We start from the raw sequence: 16,680 nt of genomic DNA on the forward strand, positions 1-16,680 counted from the left end.
TGGCAACAACCCAGGCCTTGATGCACAAAGTGTGGTAGTGTTTAAACAGGGCACAGCCATAAATATCAAAACACCGGGAGCGGTAATGAGCAGTGTTGCCATCTATGACACCCGCGGCAGGCAGGTGTACCAAAGGAGTGGCATCAATGCCCCGGAAACCGTTATAAGCGGATTACAGGTAGAGCAGCAGGTGCTGATCCTTGAGATCGCTACCGAGAAGGGAAGCGTAAGCAAAAGGATCGTGTTCTAAGCAGATACAGACACTTGTTTTATAGATATAAGGTCCCCGGATGGTAAAACCATCCGGGGATCTTTTTTTGTGGGATGATGTGAAGAATGGCCTGCCGGAAAGCACCACCCACAACTCCTAGCCCCGGGAGCAGCGGCACCCTTTTTTGGAAAGGTAAAAGATACAGCGAATGACGGGGGCTAACATAATAAACAAACATTTAAATAGTTGCCAGGTATGAAACTTTACGGGGTTGTTAGTGAATAGATTAGAGATGTTAACTATAAATACTTAAAAAGATATAGAACAAAATAAAGACTCTATGTTGTTAATATTGAAGCAATTTCAAAAATGACTACTGAAAAAGGAAGTTAAATCAATATATGCTTTTAAAAAAGGTAAATGTCTTATTATTTAACAATTATGGTGCGATATGTTGATTAATTAACAAATTATGTTAAATTTAGCAACATTAAAATAAACTATGGAGGATGAAAAGAAATTACTTTACTATGTTGCACTCACACACAAAAACACAAAACGTTACTTTCTCTTGCGGCGAAAGTAAGGTAAAAGGGCAAAAACCGTATATTTTTATTACGGCATTATTTTTATTGTTCGCTGCCTTTCAGGGCATAGCACAAACCACTGTTACTATAGGTACAGGAAACCAGTCTAATAATGATGTTAGGGATTATGGACCCCCGTTTACGCGCTATTATAATTATTCGGCAGGTGAGATGCTGTATTTAAATACTGAGATCGGTCAAACAGGTATTATTAATAAGCTGGCTTTTCAGAAAAAAGCAGGAGATAATGTTAACCAGATTCGCAGTGTGGATATTTATCTTAAAACTACTGCTGCAACTACATTGGGCACAACCACTGCAACAGGCTATACGCTTGTATATAGTGGTTCGTTTACAAATGATGCCACTACAGGTTGGATGGAAGTTACGTTGAACACCCCGTTTATTTATTCTGACAATACCCAAAATTTATCGGTTTTGGTTGTAAAAGGATTTCAAAATTATATTACAAATGCAGGAGGGCGCCCAAGGTATAATGTATTTGATGCTACGGGAAGGGCTACACGATATTATGACGATTATGATGAATGGACTCCGGCATCTGAAATGGAAGCCACAGGAGACCTACCCAAAATACGTTTTGTAATGGGCGACTTACCCAGTTGCCTGCCTTTAACAGGACTTAATGCCTCTCCTACATCTTTAACGGCTGTAAATGTTAGCTGGACCGCAGGAACGGGATCTGTAGGTTATGAATATGCCGTAACCACAAACGCTACACCACCTGCAACAGGAACAGAGACTACTGCAACTACTGCAACGGGAATTGCCATGACTCCGGACACGACTAATTATTTGCACGTTCGTTCTAACTGTGGCGAAGCCGATGGTTACAGTACATGGACTACCTACAGTTTTTATGGAGGATATTGCCTTCCTACGAATACACTGGCTACTAATCGCTATATTACGGGAGTGAGTACAACAGGTGCCGAAGTGAATTTTTCTAATACAGGGACTGGTTTTAGCCAATATACTAACTATACCTCGACCTACAGCGTTACTACTTTTGCAGGAGGGTCTATAGGAATAACAGCTACGCATCCTAACGGCAGTTATGTATACAGAGTTTGGGTAGACTGGAACAACGATCTTGATTTTGACGATCCGGGTGAGACTGTAATTACATCTACATACACCACATCTCCGGTTGCTGTGGGTACTATTGTAGTGCCTTTAGGTACGCCCGATGGCACATATCGTATGAGGATACGCAATTCGTGGCAAAATTCTCCGCCTCCTGCCTGTGGCAATTATCAGTATGGCGAAGCCGAAGATTACAGCATAATAGTGTCTACACCTACATGCTTTACCCCTTATGCACTTGCCATTACACCGGAAGGGCCAACTACCACTACGCTAAGCTGGAGCCCTCCTGAAATTGGCACTTTCCCTCAAGGATATGAATATGTTCTTAGCACATCGCCAGATGTACCTACGGGTAGCGGTACTCCTACAGGACTATTTTATTTAACGGATGTTACCTACAATCCGGCAGTTTCTGTATATCTGTTTGTGCGCAGCCACTGTGGTGGAGATGATTACAGCGCATGGACCAGTACTGCGATTTTGAATACTAAAACACAGCAGTTGCCTAAAAATGCCATTACGGTTTATACGGAGGGCAATGCTATAAATATTAATAGCGATACTATAGATATGACCGCTGTAAATATATTTGATGCCCGAGGCAGGAAGCTGTACAGCAAAAGCATTAATGGTGCCAAAGTAACGATCTCTGATTTTGAGATGCAGCAACAACTGCTTATAATTCAGGTCGAAACTGCTAAGGGAACCGTAAGTAAGAAAGTAGTTTTTTAGTTTAAATATAATTAGAGTTAGCCAAGCCTCATATAGCTAATATATGAGGCTTTTTTTGATGCTATAAAGTGTCTGTAAATTGCTATTTCTGTTTGAAATCAACAAGCTGATTATAAATAACTGTGCGTACTTTTTCTTTAAGGGTTTTGCGGTTTTCGGGATTAAGGTACTCAGTTTCAATAAAGCGGTGCACTTTGGCGCGCATGCGCCCCGGGCTGCCACTAAAAAAGGTAAACGAAAAACGTTCTTTATTGTCGGCAAATGTCATTGGAACGATTGGTATCTTATGCTCTAAGGCAAGGCGAAATGCGCCGTCTTTAAACTCGTCGAGCAAAACAGTTTCGTCTTCGGGCACGCCGCCTTCAGGAAAAATGCAAATACTGAGTCCGCGGTTAAGCCTTTTTTGCGCCTGCCTGAAAACTTCGGCACGGCTTTTAGAGTTATTGCGGTCTACCAGTATGCAGCTGCGTTTATAAAAGAATCCAAAGATTGGGATTTTTGCCAGCTCTGCCTTGCCCACAAAAACAAAAGGGTTTTTAGAGATCACTAACATCAACATTATATCGGTCATGCTGGTATGGTTGGCCACAAGCATATAGCTTTTGCCCTTTTGCATGTTTTCTTCGCGCTCTATTTTGTAGTAAAAGCCCATGCCATAGAGTATGAACTTTGCCCAAAAACGCGCCATAATAAAAAAGACGGGATAAGTAGCATCAAAAGATACTGCTATTAGTAAAAATGGCGAAAGCACCAGTATGGGTATTGCCATAAGTATATAGAACCAAACGCGCCACAACGCCCACAAAAAAAAGTTTATCGCCTTCATAGTTCTTCAAATGTAATAATTCAATCTTTAACTTTACAGCAAAACCGCTACCTTTGCCTAAAATTATTAAGTAACAATGGCAAAAGTTTTAACAGGCATTCAAAGCACCGGCACTCCCCATTTGGGCAATTTATTAGGTGCTATTATTCCGGCCATAGAAATGGCTAACAAACCGGAAAATGAATCTTTTTTATTTATAGCCGACCTTCATTCTACTACCCAGATAAAGGATGGCAAAACCCTGCGCGAAAACACCTATAGCGTAGCAGCAACCTGGCTTGCCTGTGGCCTTGATATAAATAAAGTTACTTTTTACCGCCAGAGCGATGTGCCCCAAACAGCAGAGCTTTCATGGTATTTGAGCTGTTTTTTTCCGTTCCAGAGATTAACGCTGGCACATTCGTTTAAAGATAAGGCCGACAGGCTTGAAGATGTTAATGCCGGATTATTTACCTACCCGATGCTGATGGCTGCCGATATACTTTTGTATGATGCTGAATTTGTGCCTGTGGGTAAAGACCAGATGCAGCATATTGAGATTACACGTGATGTGGCTTCGCGTTTTAACCACCAAATGGGCGAAACATTTGTGTTGCCGGAAGGTATTACCAGCGAGGACACGAAAATTGTTCCGGGCACTGATGGAGAAAAGATGAGCAAATCGCGCAATAATTATATTAATATTTTTCAGGAAGATAAACCGCTGCGCAAGCAGGTAATGGCAATACAAACCGACAGTACCCCGTTGGAAGAGCCTAAAAACCCTGACACCTGCCACGTGTTTGCCCTATATAAATTATTGGCAACTGATGAACAGACGGAGCAAATGCGTGCCAACTACCTGGGAGGCAATTATGGCTACGGCCATGCCAAGCAGGCATTGTTTGAACTGATTTGCGATAAGTTTAAAACCGAAAGGGAAAAATACAGCTACTATATTAATAACCTTGCAGAGGTTGATGCCCTGTTAAAAGCCGGAGCCAATAAAGCTGCCGTAATTGCTAATGGAGTGTTGGCAAGGGTGAGGGAAAAGTTGGGCTACGAATAGATATTTAAGTTTTCAGTCGCGGTCTCAGTAAGCAGTAATTAAACTGTGAACAGCGACTGAAAACTATTTTTTATAGAACAGGTTGTGCTCTGTATATTGCCACACTTTTTCGGGCAATAAAGGTCGCACGTTTTTACCTTCTTTTATACTGTCGCGAATAAAGGTAGACGATATTTCTATGACCGGGGCATTTATAAGGTGTATGCTGGCATTGGCAGACACTTCTTCATTTATAACTTCTGTATTGATGCGGGGATACACATAAATATCGTGGTTTTGAAGTATTACCTCATAGTTTTTCCACTTGTGCAATGAGTTCAGGTTGTCTTCGCCCATTATAAGCGAGAATTTGTGGGTGGGGAATTTTTCCTGCAAATGTGCCAGCGTATTTATGGTATAATTTGGCTGCGGCAAACGAAACTCGACATCGCTTGGTTTCAGTTTAGGATAATCTTCGGTAGCAAGAAATACCATTTGCAGGCGCTGATGGTCGTCCAACAGTGTACTCTTTTTTTTTAGTGGATTGTGTGGTGTTACCACAAGCCATACTTGGTCGAGCCCACTGTATTCAGCCATATGATTGGCTATGATCAGGTGCCCTGTATGTATAGGGTTAAATGTACCGAAGTAGAGGCCTATTTTCATTATTGTTCATTCTAATTTGAATTAGAGAATCTCCACAGATAAAAAAAGACGTAGCATGCTACGTCTCTACCCGTTTACAAAATCGTTTACCAGTTTGTATGCTTCCTGTTTAGCAACATCAAGGTCGTAGTTTTTTATAATGGTATCAAACTGAGGTGCGGTTGCAAGCTCTACCGATGCCTTTGCAATGCGCATGTTTATTTTGTCTTCGCTTTCGGTACTGCGTTTTTTAAGACGTATCTTAAGTTCGTCTATGCTTGGCGGTTTTACAAAAACGGCCAGGGTTTCATCAGGAAATTTTCGTTTAATACGTAGTCCGCCTGCTACATCAATATCAAAAATTACGTTTTTGCCCATAGCCCAAATGCGTTCTACTTCGCTTTTTAGTGTGCCGTAGAAGTTATCACGATATACCTCTTCCCATTCTACAAAGTCTTCTGCTTTGATGTGTTTTTTAAATTCTTCAAGCGATATAAAGTGGTAATGTTCGCCATGAATTTCGCCTTCGCGTGCCTCGCGTGTTGCTGCAGATACTGAGAATGCCAGATTAAGTTCCGGATGTTCCAGCAAATAACGTACTATAGTGGTTTTGCCCGACCCCGATGGTGCCGAGAATACTAATAATTTTCCTTTCTTCATTTAGTTTGTGTTAAGCCTCACCCCCGGCCCCTCTCCAGAGGAGAGGGGAGCAGCTTCACTCATGCCGGGGAGTTATTATGTTGTTTATGGTTTGTAGTTGTTAGTTATTGGTTGATAGTTCAGTAAGCTGCAAAAACTAACAACCGACAACCAATAACCTCTTTAAAGCACGTTGAGTACCTGCTCTTTTATTTTTTCGAGTTCGTCTTTCATTTGCACCACCAGTTTTTGCATTCCGGCGTGGTTTGCCTTGCTGCCCATGGTGTTTATTTCGCGACCCATTTCCTGGGTTATGAAGCCCAGTTTACGTCCGTTAGCTTCGTTGCCGGCCACAGTTTCTATAAAATAGTTAAGATGGCTTTGCAGGCGCACCTGCTCTTCTGTAATATCCATTTTTTCAAGATAGAAAATAAGCTCCTGTTCAAAACGGTTTTCGTCTACATTAACCTTAAGCTCTTCTATACTTGCAAGCAAACGTGTTTTTACGGTTTGAATGCGTTCGCCGTCTAAGGCCACAACGTCATTCATAAGAGTAAGTATATTGGTTATCCTTACAAGGAATTCTTTTTCGAGAGATACTCCTTCAGATACCCTGAAGTTGTGAATGTTTTGCAATGCTTCGTCTATAACACCCTGTATCTGTGCCCAGTCGGCTTCGTCTATTTCCTCGCGTTCGGTTTTAAGGGCGTCGGGCATACGCACTGCCATTTTTAGCAGCTCAGTCTCATCGCCGTCTACCACTTCACGCATTTGGTTAATATATGCCTTTACAATAGGAACGTTAACTTTAGAAGACGTTTCTTCTCCGGTAGCTTCTACGAACAGGGAAAAATCTACTTTGCCGCGTTCCAGCTTTTGGGCTATTTTATTGCGTAGGCCAAGCTCCATTTCGCGAAATACAGAGGGCATTCTTACATTAAGGTCGAGCCCTTTACTATTAAGAGATTTTATTTCTACGGTAACTTTTTTTGTGGGCAGTTGCAGGGATGATTTCCCAAAACCCGTCATAGACTGTATCATTCAGTATGTTATATGTAAACAAAGATAGTAAAATTACTATCGTTTTCACTTCACGCATATCAAGGATTAACGAATAGCCGCATCCTCAAATCTTCAAATTAACCTGTTTAAAAGTTGTCAATAGCGGCCTGTACTGTTTTGGGATTGTTACCCACAAAAACCTTATCTCCCATAACAATAACGGGGCGGCTTAAAAAGGTATAGTGTTCCATTATCAGATTTTTATAATCTTCTTCCGTAAGCTGTTTGTCTTTAAGTCCACGTTCTTTATACAGTGTAGATTTTCTGCTGAACAATGCTTCATAGCTGCCTGCCAAATCTTTAAGCGCATCTACATCGGCTTCTGTTAAAGGATCTTTCTTAATGTTTTGCAGTTCAAATCCTTCGATAGTAGGTAACGATTTTATTATTTTACGACAGGTATCGCACGTGGACAGGTGGTATATTTTTTTCATGGATAAGTTGTGTTTAAAGCTTAAATTTTAAGATTGCTTATTCAGTCTGATAAATTACCCAATCATCACGCCGTCTTTAAAAAGAATAGGCACTTCAGTAACGTTATCTTCTGTAATCTCTCCAGCTTTAAATATATAGTTTTTGTCATAAAGGGTGTTGCCAATAAAAAAGCTTACCATAAACGAGTTGTCTAACACCAGCACACTGTCTTCTATCATTTCAATTTTAACCACGCTCACCGCCGGAATTTTTTGGAAACCATGGCGCAGCATGCTCGTTTTACGTTCTTCGCCATCTATAGAGCCTTTGGCAGTGCTGACCACAATAACGGTTTCAAGGTCAAAATCGCTGTCATTCACCAAATAGGCATACCACGTTTTTTGCATAAAATCGTCGTTCCATTCCTGTACTGCGGCTATATATACGTTCTCAACCTGTGGTATTACAATATCTTTTTTCATGTTTTTGCGGTGTTACTATGCCTTTTCTAAAAGGCTCACAAAGCTATAAAATTTTTAGCGGTTTGTGTATATGTACTGTCTGTAAGGCAATGGTTTAAGACAGCTTTGTGATTTTGTTATGAAATTGCCTACGCAATAATGCCTAACTTTAAAAGAATTTAAAATTATAAAGACATGAAAACCATACAGATATTCGCCTTTGCTGCACTGTTAAGCTTTGCCGTAGGCTGTAAAAAAGATACCCCAACCGAACCCACAGTAGAACAAACTGAGCAAGGCACATTGCCAGATGCAACTGCAATTGATACTGTTACACCTGCTGAAGCCGACAGTATTCCTGCAGATACAGTTATTGCACCAAAATGAGCGGGTAATTATTCCGGCAACCTGCCCTGTGGTGGAGCTTGCATTGGAATTAAAACTAAAATAACCCTGAGTGCAGATAAGACGTATTTGCTGTTTTCTCAGGCGAAGGGACGGGATGCCAAAGCTGCACAATACGCAGGGACATTTTATTTAGACGCTTCCAAAAATGTGATAACGCTTGACGCAGAAGGCGATCACCTGAAATTTGAAATAATAGATGACGGGGCGTATGGCATGCTTAAAAAACTGGACAAATTTGGAAATGAAGAAAAAGGAGGACCACATGCACGCTACCTTTTGCATAAAGTAAAATAGCTTCTTAACTTCATCACATTTATTTTGGCAGGAAGCTCATAAAGTATGCTTCAAGGCCTTTTAGTTCTTCTTCGCTAAAGTTTTTGGTGAGGTAAATATTCGCTTTCATTGTGTCATATTGCGACGGGTCTACAATAGGTTCGGATTCGCCTAAAAGAAAGTTAACCATATTGCCCTTTTTATCGGCATACATTTTTGCTATTTCCTGTATACTTGGACCCACAATTTTTTGATCGGGTTTGTGGCACGAAAAGCAGTTTCCCTTACCATCAAAAATCTCCTGACCCAGCTTTGCTTCCGCGCTAAGACTTGCAGATGGGTCACTGCCCTCGCTAACGGTTGTATTTTGATCTACAGCAGTATTTTTTGTTTCTTCTTTCTTGCAGGAAAAAAGGGTAATTATTGTAAGTAAAGTTAGTAGTTGTTTCATTTTTAATATTTCATGTATATTCCTGAGTGAAGCTGCTCCCTCTCCTTTGGAGAGGGGTTGGGGGGTGAGGCCTTTATTTGTTTAATAATATCGCAGCTTCTTTAGCAAAATAGGTCGATATAATATCGGCACCGGCACGTTTAATACAGTGCAGCTGCTCTATCATAATCCTGTCGTGATCCAGCCAGCCACGTTCGGCAGCTGCTTTAACCATGGCATATTCGCCACTAACCTGATACACCGCCACCGGAACATTCACTGCATTTTTAACCTCGCGCACTATGTCAAGGTACGCCATTCCGGGTTTAACCATAACAATATCGGCACCTTCCTCCACATCGTGCAGGGCTTCTTTAATGGCTTCTATACGGTTAGCATAGTCCATTTGGTAGGTTTTCTTGTCTTTCGGAATTTCTATGCCAGACTCTTTCGGAGCGCTATCCAGCGCATCGCGAAACGGCCCGTAAAATGATGAGGCATACTTGGCGCTGTAGCTCATAATACCCACATTTTGGTAACCTGCCGTATCCAACCCTTCGCGCAGGCGAATAACCCTGCCGTCCATCATGTCGCTTGGGGCAACAAAGTCGGCACCCGCCTCTGCGTGCGATATCGCCATTTTTACCAACGCCTCAACGGTTTCATCGTTAGCGATATCGCCATTTTTTATAATGCCGTCATGCCCATATATAGAATAAGGGTCGAGTGCCACATCGGGCATTACTATCATTCCGGGCACGGCATCTTTAATAGCGCGAATGGCCTGCTGCATGAGTCCGTTTTTGTTCCAAGCTTCGGTACCCGCATTGTCTTTCAGGCTGTCGTCTACTTTTACATAAATGTTTACAGCCTTAATGCCAAGGCTCCAGAGTTCTTTTACCTCTTTAACCGTAAGATCTATGGATCGGCGGAATAATCCCGGCATAGAGCCCAAGGGAACTTCTACGCCTTTGCCTTCGGCAATAAACATGGGGAACATAAAATCGTTTGGCGAAATAGTTGTTTCGCGCACCAGCGAACGTATGGATTCGTTGGTTCTCAGTCGTCTGTTTCTGTGTATTGGGAACATATTTTTGTTTTTCCAACCTACAAGGTTTTCAAAACCTTGTAGGTTTAATTATCATAATATTTTTTTATACAATAAGGTTTTGAAAATCTGGCAGGAGCTACGGTTGCTTATTCTAAAGTGAATTTCTGTTCTAAGATTTCTTTTTTAGTTTTATGTTCAAATATATAGTTGTCTAAATCACCAAAGAGTTCTATTACCTCTCCTCTTTTTAATTTGGTTTCTTTGTTGGAAAGGATTGAATTGTAAGATGAGTATTTAAAGGTTGCAAAATTTGCATCGAAATGATGGTAAGGATTTAAATGGATATAAACAATCAATTGCCTCAGGTAGTTCTCATCATCAATCCTGATTCTTTTAAAATGTTTCTCAAATAAACTTCCTGTTCTGTTGTTCGCTTTATTGAAGGCTTTTGCATATGCATTAAAAAGGTTTGATAAATCCTGCGTAACCTTTTCTCCATCGGAATCTATCCTTAGCAAAAAATGAAAATGGTTATTCATCAAACAATAAGCGAATAAAGATGAACTGTTTGTAAGATGTTTATTGACCAAATTTAAAAAGTACATTTTATTTTCATCAGTAATAAAAATATTCCCGCCATTTATACCTCTGTTATAAATGTGATACATGCAATCTTTAATTAATGGTTCTAATTTCATTTAAACTTTTCTCCAACCTGCAAGGTTTTGAAAACCTTGTAGGTTTATGTTTATAGTAACTTTATAATATTTATACCTACAAGGTTTTAGAAACCTTGCAGGAACCCACCGTTGCTCATCATGCAAGAGTATAGCTACTTCTCATTTTCCAACCTGCAAGGTTTCTAAAACCTTGTAGGTTTTAATTATTCGGGATATTCTTCTCTTTTACTACACCTACAAGGTTTTAGAAACCTTGCAGGAGAGGGGGTGAGGCTCTACACCTTCTCGTTAATACTCATTAAATATTTCTTAGGCGTAGTACCAAATTTCTTTTTAAAGGCCGCAATAAAGTGGCTGGCGGTGCTGTAGCCTATGCGCAGGCCTACTTCATTTACGTTATACGATCCGCTGTCTAAAAGCTTGCGGGCATAATCCATTTTATAGTCAAACAAAAAGCTGTACACGCTGTCGCCATATATCTGGCGGAAGCCCATTTTTAGTCTTTTAAGGTTAATACCTACTTCATCTGCCAGTTCCTGCAGTCCCGGTGGCTCGGCCATATTGGCAATAACATAGTCTTTTGCCTTACGTATTTTTATTACATTTTCTTCGTCTACCAGGAAAGGGCACTGCTCTGCATTAGGGTCTTCGGCACGGTTAAAATAAAGGCTTAGTAGTTCGTAAACCTTACCTTTAAAATATAGTTTTTTGACCGACGGGTGCAGGTTAAAGTAAAACAGCTGGCTGAGCACAATAGCCATAGACGGGTTTATCTTTTCGTCCTTATAATATTTTCGGTCTTTGTTTTCGGGGCTAAGAAAAGGAATGTGGTCTGCCTGTTCTGTAAAAAAGCCATGAAACTTTTTTATAGAGACCAGTACCGATAAAACCCAACTGTGCGGGGCTATTTCCAAATGCAATGGCAGCTCTTTTTGTGGGTTGTATAAAAAGAGTGAAAGCTCTTCGCGCAGGTCCAGCCCATAGCGGCCTTCGTTAAAAATAAACTTTGCCCTGCCCTTAACGCCAAAGTGAAACTGTATCAGGTCGGTCTCTACTTCCCTTGTATAATGGGCGGTTTCGTCGCTGTCGTTCTGAAAGCGCAGTACATAAAAACCGTCTTCAATAGTAACTTCATCAGGAGAACCCATAGCGGTATTTTTTAAACTATCTTTGCGAAGTGTAAAAGCTTTTTTATTTAGAATTGTTCTAAACTAAATTTTCGCAAGGTGTTGATATGGCTGCAAATTTACAGTATTTTGTTTAAAAATAACGCTTAAGGGGTCAAATATCCCTGAGCGATAAAAAAAGGACTCAGAGCGTTATTTTTTAAAAAGCGTTCGTTTTAATTTTGTGAAACTTTTAAGAGAAAAGTGTAGATACTCAATTTATGGATAACAATAATACGTCAAGGCATCTTTACTTTTATGCAGTTGGTTTGAGTTACAGGAAAGCCGATGCCGAGACAAGGGGGAAGTTTAACCTGGATGCGCAGGCGCGACAGCGTATATTGCTACAGGCGCAGCAGGAGGGTATAACCAGTTTAGTGGTTACCAGCACCTGCAACCGTACAGAACTGTATGGTTTTGCGCAGCACCCTTTCCAACTTATAAAATTACTTACCGATAACAGCCATGGTACGGTTGAAGAATTTCAGCGTGCTGCATTTGTATATAAAAACAGCGAGGCCATTAACCACGTTTTCCATGTGGGAACGGGGCTTGACAGCCAGATATTGGGCGACTTTGAAATTATTGGGCAGATAAAACAGGGCTTTAACGAATCGAAAGAACTGGGCTTGGTAAACGCCTTTACAGAGCGCTTGGTAAACAGCGTAATACAGGCCAGCAAGCGCATAAAGAACGAAACCGAACTGAGTTCGGGTGCGACGTCGGTCTCTTTTGCATCGGTTCAGTACATCATGAACAATGTCGATGATATTTCCAACAAAAACATACTGCTTTTTGGTACGGGCAAAATAGGCCGCAATACCTGCGAAAACCTTGTTAAACACACTAAGAACGACCACATAGTACTGATAAACCGTACACGCGAAAAGGCAGAGAAAATTGCCGGAAAATTTAACCTTGAGGTTAAGGATTATGACCTGCTTCCGCTTGAAGTGCCTAATGCCGATGTGCTTGTGGTGGCTACCGGTGCGCAGCAGCCTACTATTGATAAAGATATACTTTCGGTTACGAAACCGCTTTTAATACTCGATCTTTCGGTGCCTAAAAACGTGCACGATAATGTAAAGGAATTGCCTAACGTTACGGTGGTTCACTTAGACGACTTGGCCAAAATAACCGACAGCACACTGGAAAACCGCAAAAAGCACATTCCGGCAGCAGAGGCAATTATTGAAGAGGGTATGGAAGAATTTACAGACTGGACCAACGCCCGTAAATTTGCCCCAACCATTAACGCCCTTAAAGAAAAACTGCATAGTATTGCTGATGGCGAACTGAACTTTCAGCGAAAAAAAATAAGTAATTTCGATGAGGAGCAGGCCGAGATTATCAGTCAGCGTATTATTCATAAAATTACCACTCATTTTGCCAATCACCTAAAAGACCGCGATACTGTGGTAGATGACAGTATTGAGTGGATTGAAAAAGTTTTTAGGATTGAAACCCCGGTAAAATGAGCAAAACCATAAGAATAGGTACCCGCGACAGCGAACTCGCGCTGTGGCAGGCACACACGGTAGAACGTAAGCTTAATGCTATGGGCTACCATACAGAGATCGTAGCTGTAAAATCTACAGGCGACTTAATTTTAGATGTGCCGCTTTACGAACTGGGCATTACCGGAATATTTACCAAAACGCTCGACGTTGCTATGATTCGCGGCGAGGTAGATATTGCCGTACATTCTATGAAAGATGTGCCTACCGCCTTGCCTAAAGGCATTGTGCAGGCGGCTGTTTTAGAGCGCGCATCGGTACATGATATATTGGTGACCAAAGGCGACCATGATTTTGCTGCAAATGCCGCTACTATTGCCACGGGTAGCCTTCGCCGACAGGCACAATGGCTTAACCGCTACCCACACCACACCGTTACCGATTTGCGCGGTAATGTAAACACCCGCCTTAAAAAACTTGAAGAGAGTGACTGGCAGGGTGCTGTTTTTGCCAAAGCAGGGCTGGAACGCATAAACGTATTGCCAAATAACCACATTACCCTTAACTGGATGATACCTGCACCTGCACAGGGTGCTATGGTGGTGGTAACCATGGAGGACGATATTTTTTGTACAGAGGCTGTTGCCAAACTAAACCATGGCCCTACCGATGTGGCTACGTTTGTAGAACGTCAGTTTTTAAAACAATTAGAAGGTGGATGCACTGCCCCTATAGGCGCATTGGCTACAGTTATAGATGGCGAAATCAGGTTGGAGGGTGTGTTGCTTTCTATAGACGGCAAAGAAAAACTGCATATAGAAAAGGTGCTGCCTGCCGGAAGCGATTTTATGAATTTTGGTAACGACTGTGCCAATGAAATCCTGGCTAACGGCGGTGCCGAACTGATGGCACAAATAAAAGCCCAGCTTAAAAAATAATGATACGTGTACTCTCTACCAAAAAACTGTTGCCCAACCAAAAGCAATATTTGCTGAATGCAGGGTTGGCCGTTTTGGAAGCCGACTTTATAGGTATTGAGTATTTAGATTTTAGTATTGAGCACATAACTCCCAACCTTATTTTTACCAGCGGTAACGCCTTTAAGAGTTTTTTGCTAAGTGATGATGTCGGGAAGTTTAAAGACAGTGCCGTATTCTGTGTAGGCAGAAAAACCAAAGAACTTATCGAGAAGAGCGGCTACAGCGTTTTGGCGTATGCCGATAATGCTGGGGAGTTGGCAAACATCATTATCAATGATTATAGAGATGAAAGTTTTACATTTTTCTGCGGAAGCCAAAGACTAAATATATTGCCTGATGCCTTAAAGCAAGCCGATGTAGAATTTACCGAAGCTGAGGTGTACCAAACGGTTTTAACGCCACACAAAATAACCTCACACCTTGACGGAATATTGTTTTTCAGTCCGTCGGCTGTAGAGAGTTACCTTTCGGCGAATGCCATAACTACTGAAACCTGTTTTTGCATTGGGGCTACCACAGCTGCTGCACTAAAAGGTATTACAAATAATGTAGTGGTGGCAAACAAACCAAGTGTGGAGAATGTTATAGTGCAGGTGCGCAGCTATTTCGCAAAGATGCGCGAAGAAGGCGCAAAGGAACACAAAGAATAAAAAATAAAACAACTACTGATGAGCATCAAGGCTTTGCGAACCTTCGCGCCTTCTTTGTGAATCTTTGTGGTATAACTCAAAAAACATGAGCATAAAGAACGACCTATTTTTAAAAGCATTACGTAACGAAACCGTAGAACGTCCACCGGTATGGATGATGCGCCAGGCGGGGCGGTATTTGCCGGAATTTATTGCCCTGCGCGATAAGTACGACTTTTTTACCCGTTGCCAAACCCCGGAGCTTGCTGCCGAAATAACGGTACAGCCTATTCGCATTGTAAAACCGGATGCTGCCATATTGTTTAGCGATATACTGGTTGTGCCTCAAGCCATGGGCATTGAGGTGCTGATGAAAGAAAGCGTAGGTCCGTTTTTGCCAAATCCTATTCGCACCCCGCAGGATGTAGAACAGGTGCGGGTGCCTGATATTCACGAAACGTTGGGCTATGTTATGGATGCCATAAAACTAACCAAAGAAATGCTGAACGATGAGGTTCCGCTAATAGGTTTTGCAGGCAGCCCATGGACGATTTTTTGTTATGCGGTTGAAGGTAAGGGCTCTAAAAGTTTTGATACGGCTAAAGGTTTTTGCTTTACATACCCGGAGGCAGCTCACGTGCTGCTTCAAAAAATTACCGATACCACCATTGCCTACCTTAAAGAAAAAGTAAAGGCAGGCGTTAATGCCGTGCAGGTGTTTGACAGCTGGGGTGGCATGCTTAGCCCGGTAGACTATCAGGAATTTTCCTGGAAATACATTAACCAGATTGTTGAGGCATTAGCTCCCGATACGCATGTTATTGTATTTGGAAAAGGCTGCTGGTTTGCCCTTAACGAAATGGCACAAAGCAAGGCATCGGCACTGGGTGTAGATTGGACGTGTAGTGCGCGTAATGCCCGTTACTTAAGTGGTGGCAGGATAACACTGCAGGGTAATTTTGACCCAAGCCGTTTGCTGAGCCCTATTCCGGTTATTAAAAAAATGGTACACCAAATGATAGACGAGTTTGGTAAAGACAATTATATTGTAAATTTAGGCCACGGCATATTGCCAAATATTCCTGTAGACCACGCCAAAGCATTTGTAGAGGCAGTTAAGGAGTACAGGTAAGCCTCACCCCAGCCCTCTCCAAAGGAGAGGGTGCAGCTTCACTCAGGCGTATCAATTGGCCAGTTTGTAGCTGTCAATAACCATCAACCAACAACTAAAACCCAATTGTGTTTGATGACTACGATTAAAGAGCTTGAAAACTGGATGTTAGAGAATAATATGAAAAACACTTTTACTCCTGATGCACGATTTGTAACAGATGAAGGTGAAGGATTAGAAGTAATTTCAGGGCTTTATATATGGTACTATATCGAAAGGGGTGAAAGGCAAAACTTAGAGTATTTTAAATCTGAAAAAGACGCTGTGCGATTCCTATATAATTATTTGATTCAAAATAAATCCTGATGAAATATCCTATAGAAATACAAGCCTACAATAACGGCTTGAGTGTTGAAGACAAAGCCATAGCTGATTTGCTGGTAATTACCATAACCGAAAATCTGCCGGAGGCGGAAAGCAAAATATGGCATGCCCACCCGGTGTGGTTTTTAGACGGCAACCCCATTGTGGGCTACAGCAAACTGAAAAAACATGTAAGGCTGATGTTTTGGAGCGGGCAGTCGTTTGATGAAGAAGGCCTGAACATTAACGGCGAAAAGTTTAAGGATGCTTCTGTTGGCTACACTAACGTAAACGAAGTGAATATAACCGACCTTAAACGCTGGCTTCAAAAAGCGCAGGACATACAGTGGGATTATAAAAACATTGTAAAGCGCAAAGGCGTACTGATAAGGATAAAGTAATTGAGTCCTGCAAGGTT

Annotated in this window: 21 protein-coding genes; 11 read left to right on the forward strand and 10 right to left on the reverse strand. The window is 41.6% G+C overall.

Annotation, left to right across the window (positions count from 1 at the left end; all coding sequences use genetic code 11):
- Window positions 1–250, forward strand: a 250-nt coding sequence (locus GR160_RS15915; protein ID WP_160750887.1) for a T9SS sorting signal type C domain-containing protein, incomplete at its 5' end; no start/stop codon positions are given.
- Between the two features lie 470 nt (window positions 251–720).
- Window positions 721–2,640: a GEVED domain-containing protein gene (locus tag GR160_RS15920; RefSeq protein ID WP_160750888.1), complete on the forward strand. Its 1,920-nt coding sequence runs from the start codon at window positions 721–723 to the stop codon at window positions 2,638–2,640.
- A gap of 82 nt (window positions 2,641–2,722) precedes the next feature.
- Here GR160_RS15920 and GR160_RS15925 read toward each other — a convergent pair whose 3' ends face one another.
- Complete coding sequence (locus tag GR160_RS15925; protein ID WP_160750889.1) at window positions 2,723–3,466, reverse strand: 1-acyl-sn-glycerol-3-phosphate acyltransferase; 744 nt, start codon at window positions 3,464–3,466, stop codon at window positions 2,723–2,725.
- A 76-nt stretch (window positions 3,467–3,542) separates the two neighbouring features.
- On the opposite strand from GR160_RS15925, the gene trpS reads away from it, so the two are divergent.
- Complete coding sequence (trpS, locus tag GR160_RS15930) at window positions 3,543–4,514, forward strand: tryptophan--tRNA ligase (protein ID WP_160750890.1); 972 nt, start codon at window positions 3,543–3,545, stop codon at window positions 4,512–4,514.
- A 63-nt stretch (window positions 4,515–4,577) separates the two neighbouring features.
- On the opposite strand, the gene nadD is transcribed toward trpS, so the two are convergent.
- From nadD to GR160_RS15955, 5 genes are all read right to left on the reverse strand, one after another.
- Window positions 4,578–5,159 (reverse strand): nicotinate (nicotinamide) nucleotide adenylyltransferase, encoded by a 582-nt coding sequence (gene nadD / locus GR160_RS15935; protein ID WP_160750891.1) that lies wholly within the window; start codon window positions 5,157–5,159, stop codon window positions 4,578–4,580.
- A 66-nt stretch (window positions 5,160–5,225) separates the two neighbouring features.
- Entirely contained in the window at window positions 5,226–5,798 is a 573-nt protein-coding gene (gene gmk, locus GR160_RS15940) for a guanylate kinase (protein WP_160750892.1), read from the reverse strand.
- A gap of 162 nt (window positions 5,799–5,960) precedes the next feature.
- Window positions 5,961–6,818 carry a YicC/YloC family endoribonuclease gene (locus tag GR160_RS15945; RefSeq protein WP_160750893.1) on the reverse strand — a complete coding sequence of 286 codons (858 nt, stop codon included), beginning with the start codon at window positions 6,816–6,818 and terminating at the stop codon, window positions 5,961–5,963.
- Between the two features lie 107 nt (window positions 6,819–6,925).
- On the reverse strand, window positions 6,926–7,273 hold the full coding sequence (locus GR160_RS15950) for an arsenate reductase family protein (RefSeq protein WP_160750894.1): 348 nt from the start codon (window positions 7,271–7,273) through the stop codon (window positions 6,926–6,928).
- Between the two features lie 54 nt (window positions 7,274–7,327).
- On the reverse strand, window positions 7,328–7,735 hold the full coding sequence (locus GR160_RS15955) for a hypothetical protein (RefSeq protein WP_160750895.1): 408 nt from the start codon (window positions 7,733–7,735) through the stop codon (window positions 7,328–7,330).
- Between the two features lie 174 nt (window positions 7,736–7,909).
- Here GR160_RS15955 and GR160_RS15960 point away from each other — a divergent pair, with 174 nt between their 5' ends.
- The gene (locus tag GR160_RS15960) at window positions 7,910–8,101 is read left to right on the forward strand and encodes a hypothetical protein (RefSeq protein WP_160750896.1); all 192 of its coding nucleotides are present in this window, start codon (window positions 7,910–7,912) and stop codon (window positions 8,099–8,101) included.
- Between the two features lie 21 nt (window positions 8,102–8,122).
- Window positions 8,123–8,416: a copper resistance protein NlpE N-terminal domain-containing protein gene (locus tag GR160_RS15965; protein WP_160751062.1), complete on the forward strand. Its 294-nt coding sequence runs from the start codon at window positions 8,123–8,125 to the stop codon at window positions 8,414–8,416.
- Between the two features lie 19 nt (window positions 8,417–8,435).
- Here the strand turns inward: GR160_RS15965 and GR160_RS15970 are convergent, their stop codons facing one another.
- The 4 genes from GR160_RS15970 to GR160_RS15985 form a co-directional block, all read right to left on the reverse strand.
- Complete coding sequence (locus GR160_RS15970) at window positions 8,436–8,846, reverse strand: c-type cytochrome (protein WP_160750897.1); 411 nt, start codon at window positions 8,844–8,846, stop codon at window positions 8,436–8,438.
- Window positions 8,847–8,919: 73 nt separating this feature from the next.
- Window positions 8,920–9,915 carry a porphobilinogen synthase gene (gene hemB, locus GR160_RS15975; RefSeq protein WP_160750898.1) on the reverse strand — a complete coding sequence of 332 codons (996 nt, stop codon included), beginning with the start codon at window positions 9,913–9,915 and terminating at the stop codon, window positions 8,920–8,922.
- A gap of 107 nt (window positions 9,916–10,022) precedes the next feature.
- Window positions 10,023–10,574, reverse strand: coding sequence for a transposase (locus GR160_RS15980; protein ID WP_160750899.1), 552 nt, complete (start codon window positions 10,572–10,574; stop codon window positions 10,023–10,025).
- Between the two features lie 257 nt (window positions 10,575–10,831).
- Complete coding sequence (locus GR160_RS15985; RefSeq protein ID WP_160750900.1) at window positions 10,832–11,704, reverse strand: AraC family transcriptional regulator; 873 nt, start codon at window positions 11,702–11,704, stop codon at window positions 10,832–10,834.
- A 239-nt stretch (window positions 11,705–11,943) separates the two neighbouring features.
- On the opposite strand from GR160_RS15985, the gene hemA reads away from it, so the two are divergent.
- From hemA to GR160_RS16015, 6 genes are all read left to right on the forward strand, one after another.
- The gene (gene hemA, locus GR160_RS15990; RefSeq protein WP_160750901.1) at window positions 11,944–13,200 is read left to right on the forward strand and encodes a glutamyl-tRNA reductase; all 1,257 of its coding nucleotides are present in this window, start codon (window positions 11,944–11,946) and stop codon (window positions 13,198–13,200) included.
- On the forward strand, window positions 13,197–14,117 hold the full coding sequence (gene hemC, locus GR160_RS15995) for a hydroxymethylbilane synthase (protein WP_160750902.1): 921 nt from the start codon (window positions 13,197–13,199) through the stop codon (window positions 14,115–14,117). Before hemA ends, hemC begins: the two co-directional genes overlap by 4 nt.
- Window positions 14,117–14,809, forward strand: a complete 693-nt coding sequence (locus tag GR160_RS16000) for a uroporphyrinogen-III synthase (protein WP_160750903.1) — start codon at window positions 14,117–14,119, stop codon at window positions 14,807–14,809. Before hemC ends, GR160_RS16000 begins: the two co-directional genes overlap by 1 nt.
- Before the next feature lie 85 nt (window positions 14,810–14,894).
- A complete protein-coding gene (gene hemE, locus GR160_RS16005; protein ID WP_160750904.1) occupies window positions 14,895–15,920 on the forward strand; it encodes a uroporphyrinogen decarboxylase in 1,026 nt (341 codons plus the stop codon).
- Between the two features lie 114 nt (window positions 15,921–16,034).
- Window positions 16,035–16,265, forward strand: coding sequence for a hypothetical protein (locus GR160_RS16010; RefSeq protein ID WP_160750905.1), 231 nt, complete (start codon window positions 16,035–16,037; stop codon window positions 16,263–16,265).
- A complete protein-coding gene (locus tag GR160_RS16015) occupies window positions 16,265–16,663 on the forward strand; it encodes a DUF1801 domain-containing protein (protein WP_160750906.1) in 399 nt (132 codons plus the stop codon). Before GR160_RS16010 ends, GR160_RS16015 begins: the two co-directional genes overlap by 1 nt.
- Window positions 16,664–16,680 lie beyond the last annotated feature (17 nt).

The sequence above is a fragment of the Flavobacterium sp. Sd200 genome, from assembly GCF_009826935.1.
GTDB lineage: Bacteria > Bacteroidota > Bacteroidia > Flavobacteriales > Flavobacteriaceae > Flavobacterium.

Coding starts and splice junctions, on each gene's coding strand:
- GR160_RS15945 (WP_160750893.1), bottom strand. CDS start 6,818: ATGATACAGTCTATGACGGGTTTTGGGAAATCATCCCTGCAACTGCCC.
- hemA (WP_160750901.1), top strand. CDS start 11,944: ATGGATAACAATAATACGTCAAGGCATCTTTACTTTTATGCAGTTGGT.
- nadD (WP_160750891.1), bottom strand. CDS start 5,159: ATGAAAATAGGCCTCTACTTCGGTACATTTAACCCTATACATACAGGG.
- GR160_RS15960 (WP_160750896.1), top strand. CDS start 7,910: ATGAAAACCATACAGATATTCGCCTTTGCTGCACTGTTAAGCTTTGCC.
- hemB (WP_160750898.1), bottom strand. CDS start 9,915: ATGTTCCCAATACACAGAAACAGACGACTGAGAACCAACGAATCCATA.
- trpS (WP_160750890.1), top strand. CDS start 3,543: ATGGCAAAAGTTTTAACAGGCATTCAAAGCACCGGCACTCCCCATTTG.
- GR160_RS16000 (WP_160750903.1), top strand. CDS start 14,117: ATGATACGTGTACTCTCTACCAAAAAACTGTTGCCCAACCAAAAGCAA.
- GR160_RS15970 (WP_160750897.1), bottom strand. CDS start 8,846: ATGAAACAACTACTAACTTTACTTACAATAATTACCCTTTTTTCCTGC.
- GR160_RS15920 (WP_160750888.1), top strand. CDS start 721: ATGAAAAGAAATTACTTTACTATGTTGCACTCACACACAAAAACACAA.
- GR160_RS15980 (WP_160750899.1), bottom strand. CDS start 10,574: ATGAAATTAGAACCATTAATTAAAGATTGCATGTATCACATTTATAAC.
- GR160_RS15925 (WP_160750889.1), bottom strand. CDS start 3,466: ATGAAGGCGATAAACTTTTTTTTGTGGGCGTTGTGGCGCGTTTGGTTC.
- GR160_RS15955 (WP_160750895.1), bottom strand. CDS start 7,735: ATGAAAAAAGATATTGTAATACCACAGGTTGAGAACGTATATATAGCC.
- hemE (WP_160750904.1), top strand. CDS start 14,895: ATGAGCATAAAGAACGACCTATTTTTAAAAGCATTACGTAACGAAACC.
- hemC (WP_160750902.1), top strand. CDS start 13,197: ATGAGCAAAACCATAAGAATAGGTACCCGCGACAGCGAACTCGCGCTG.
- gmk (WP_160750892.1), bottom strand. CDS start 5,798: ATGAAGAAAGGAAAATTATTAGTATTCTCGGCACCATCGGGGTCGGGC.
- GR160_RS15950 (WP_160750894.1), bottom strand. CDS start 7,273: ATGAAAAAAATATACCACCTGTCCACGTGCGATACCTGTCGTAAAATA.
- GR160_RS16015 (WP_160750906.1), top strand. CDS start 16,265: ATGAAATATCCTATAGAAATACAAGCCTACAATAACGGCTTGAGTGTT.
- GR160_RS15985 (WP_160750900.1), bottom strand. CDS start 11,704: ATGGGTTCTCCTGATGAAGTTACTATTGAAGACGGTTTTTATGTACTG.
- GR160_RS16010 (WP_160750905.1), top strand. CDS start 16,035: ATGACTACGATTAAAGAGCTTGAAAACTGGATGTTAGAGAATAATATG.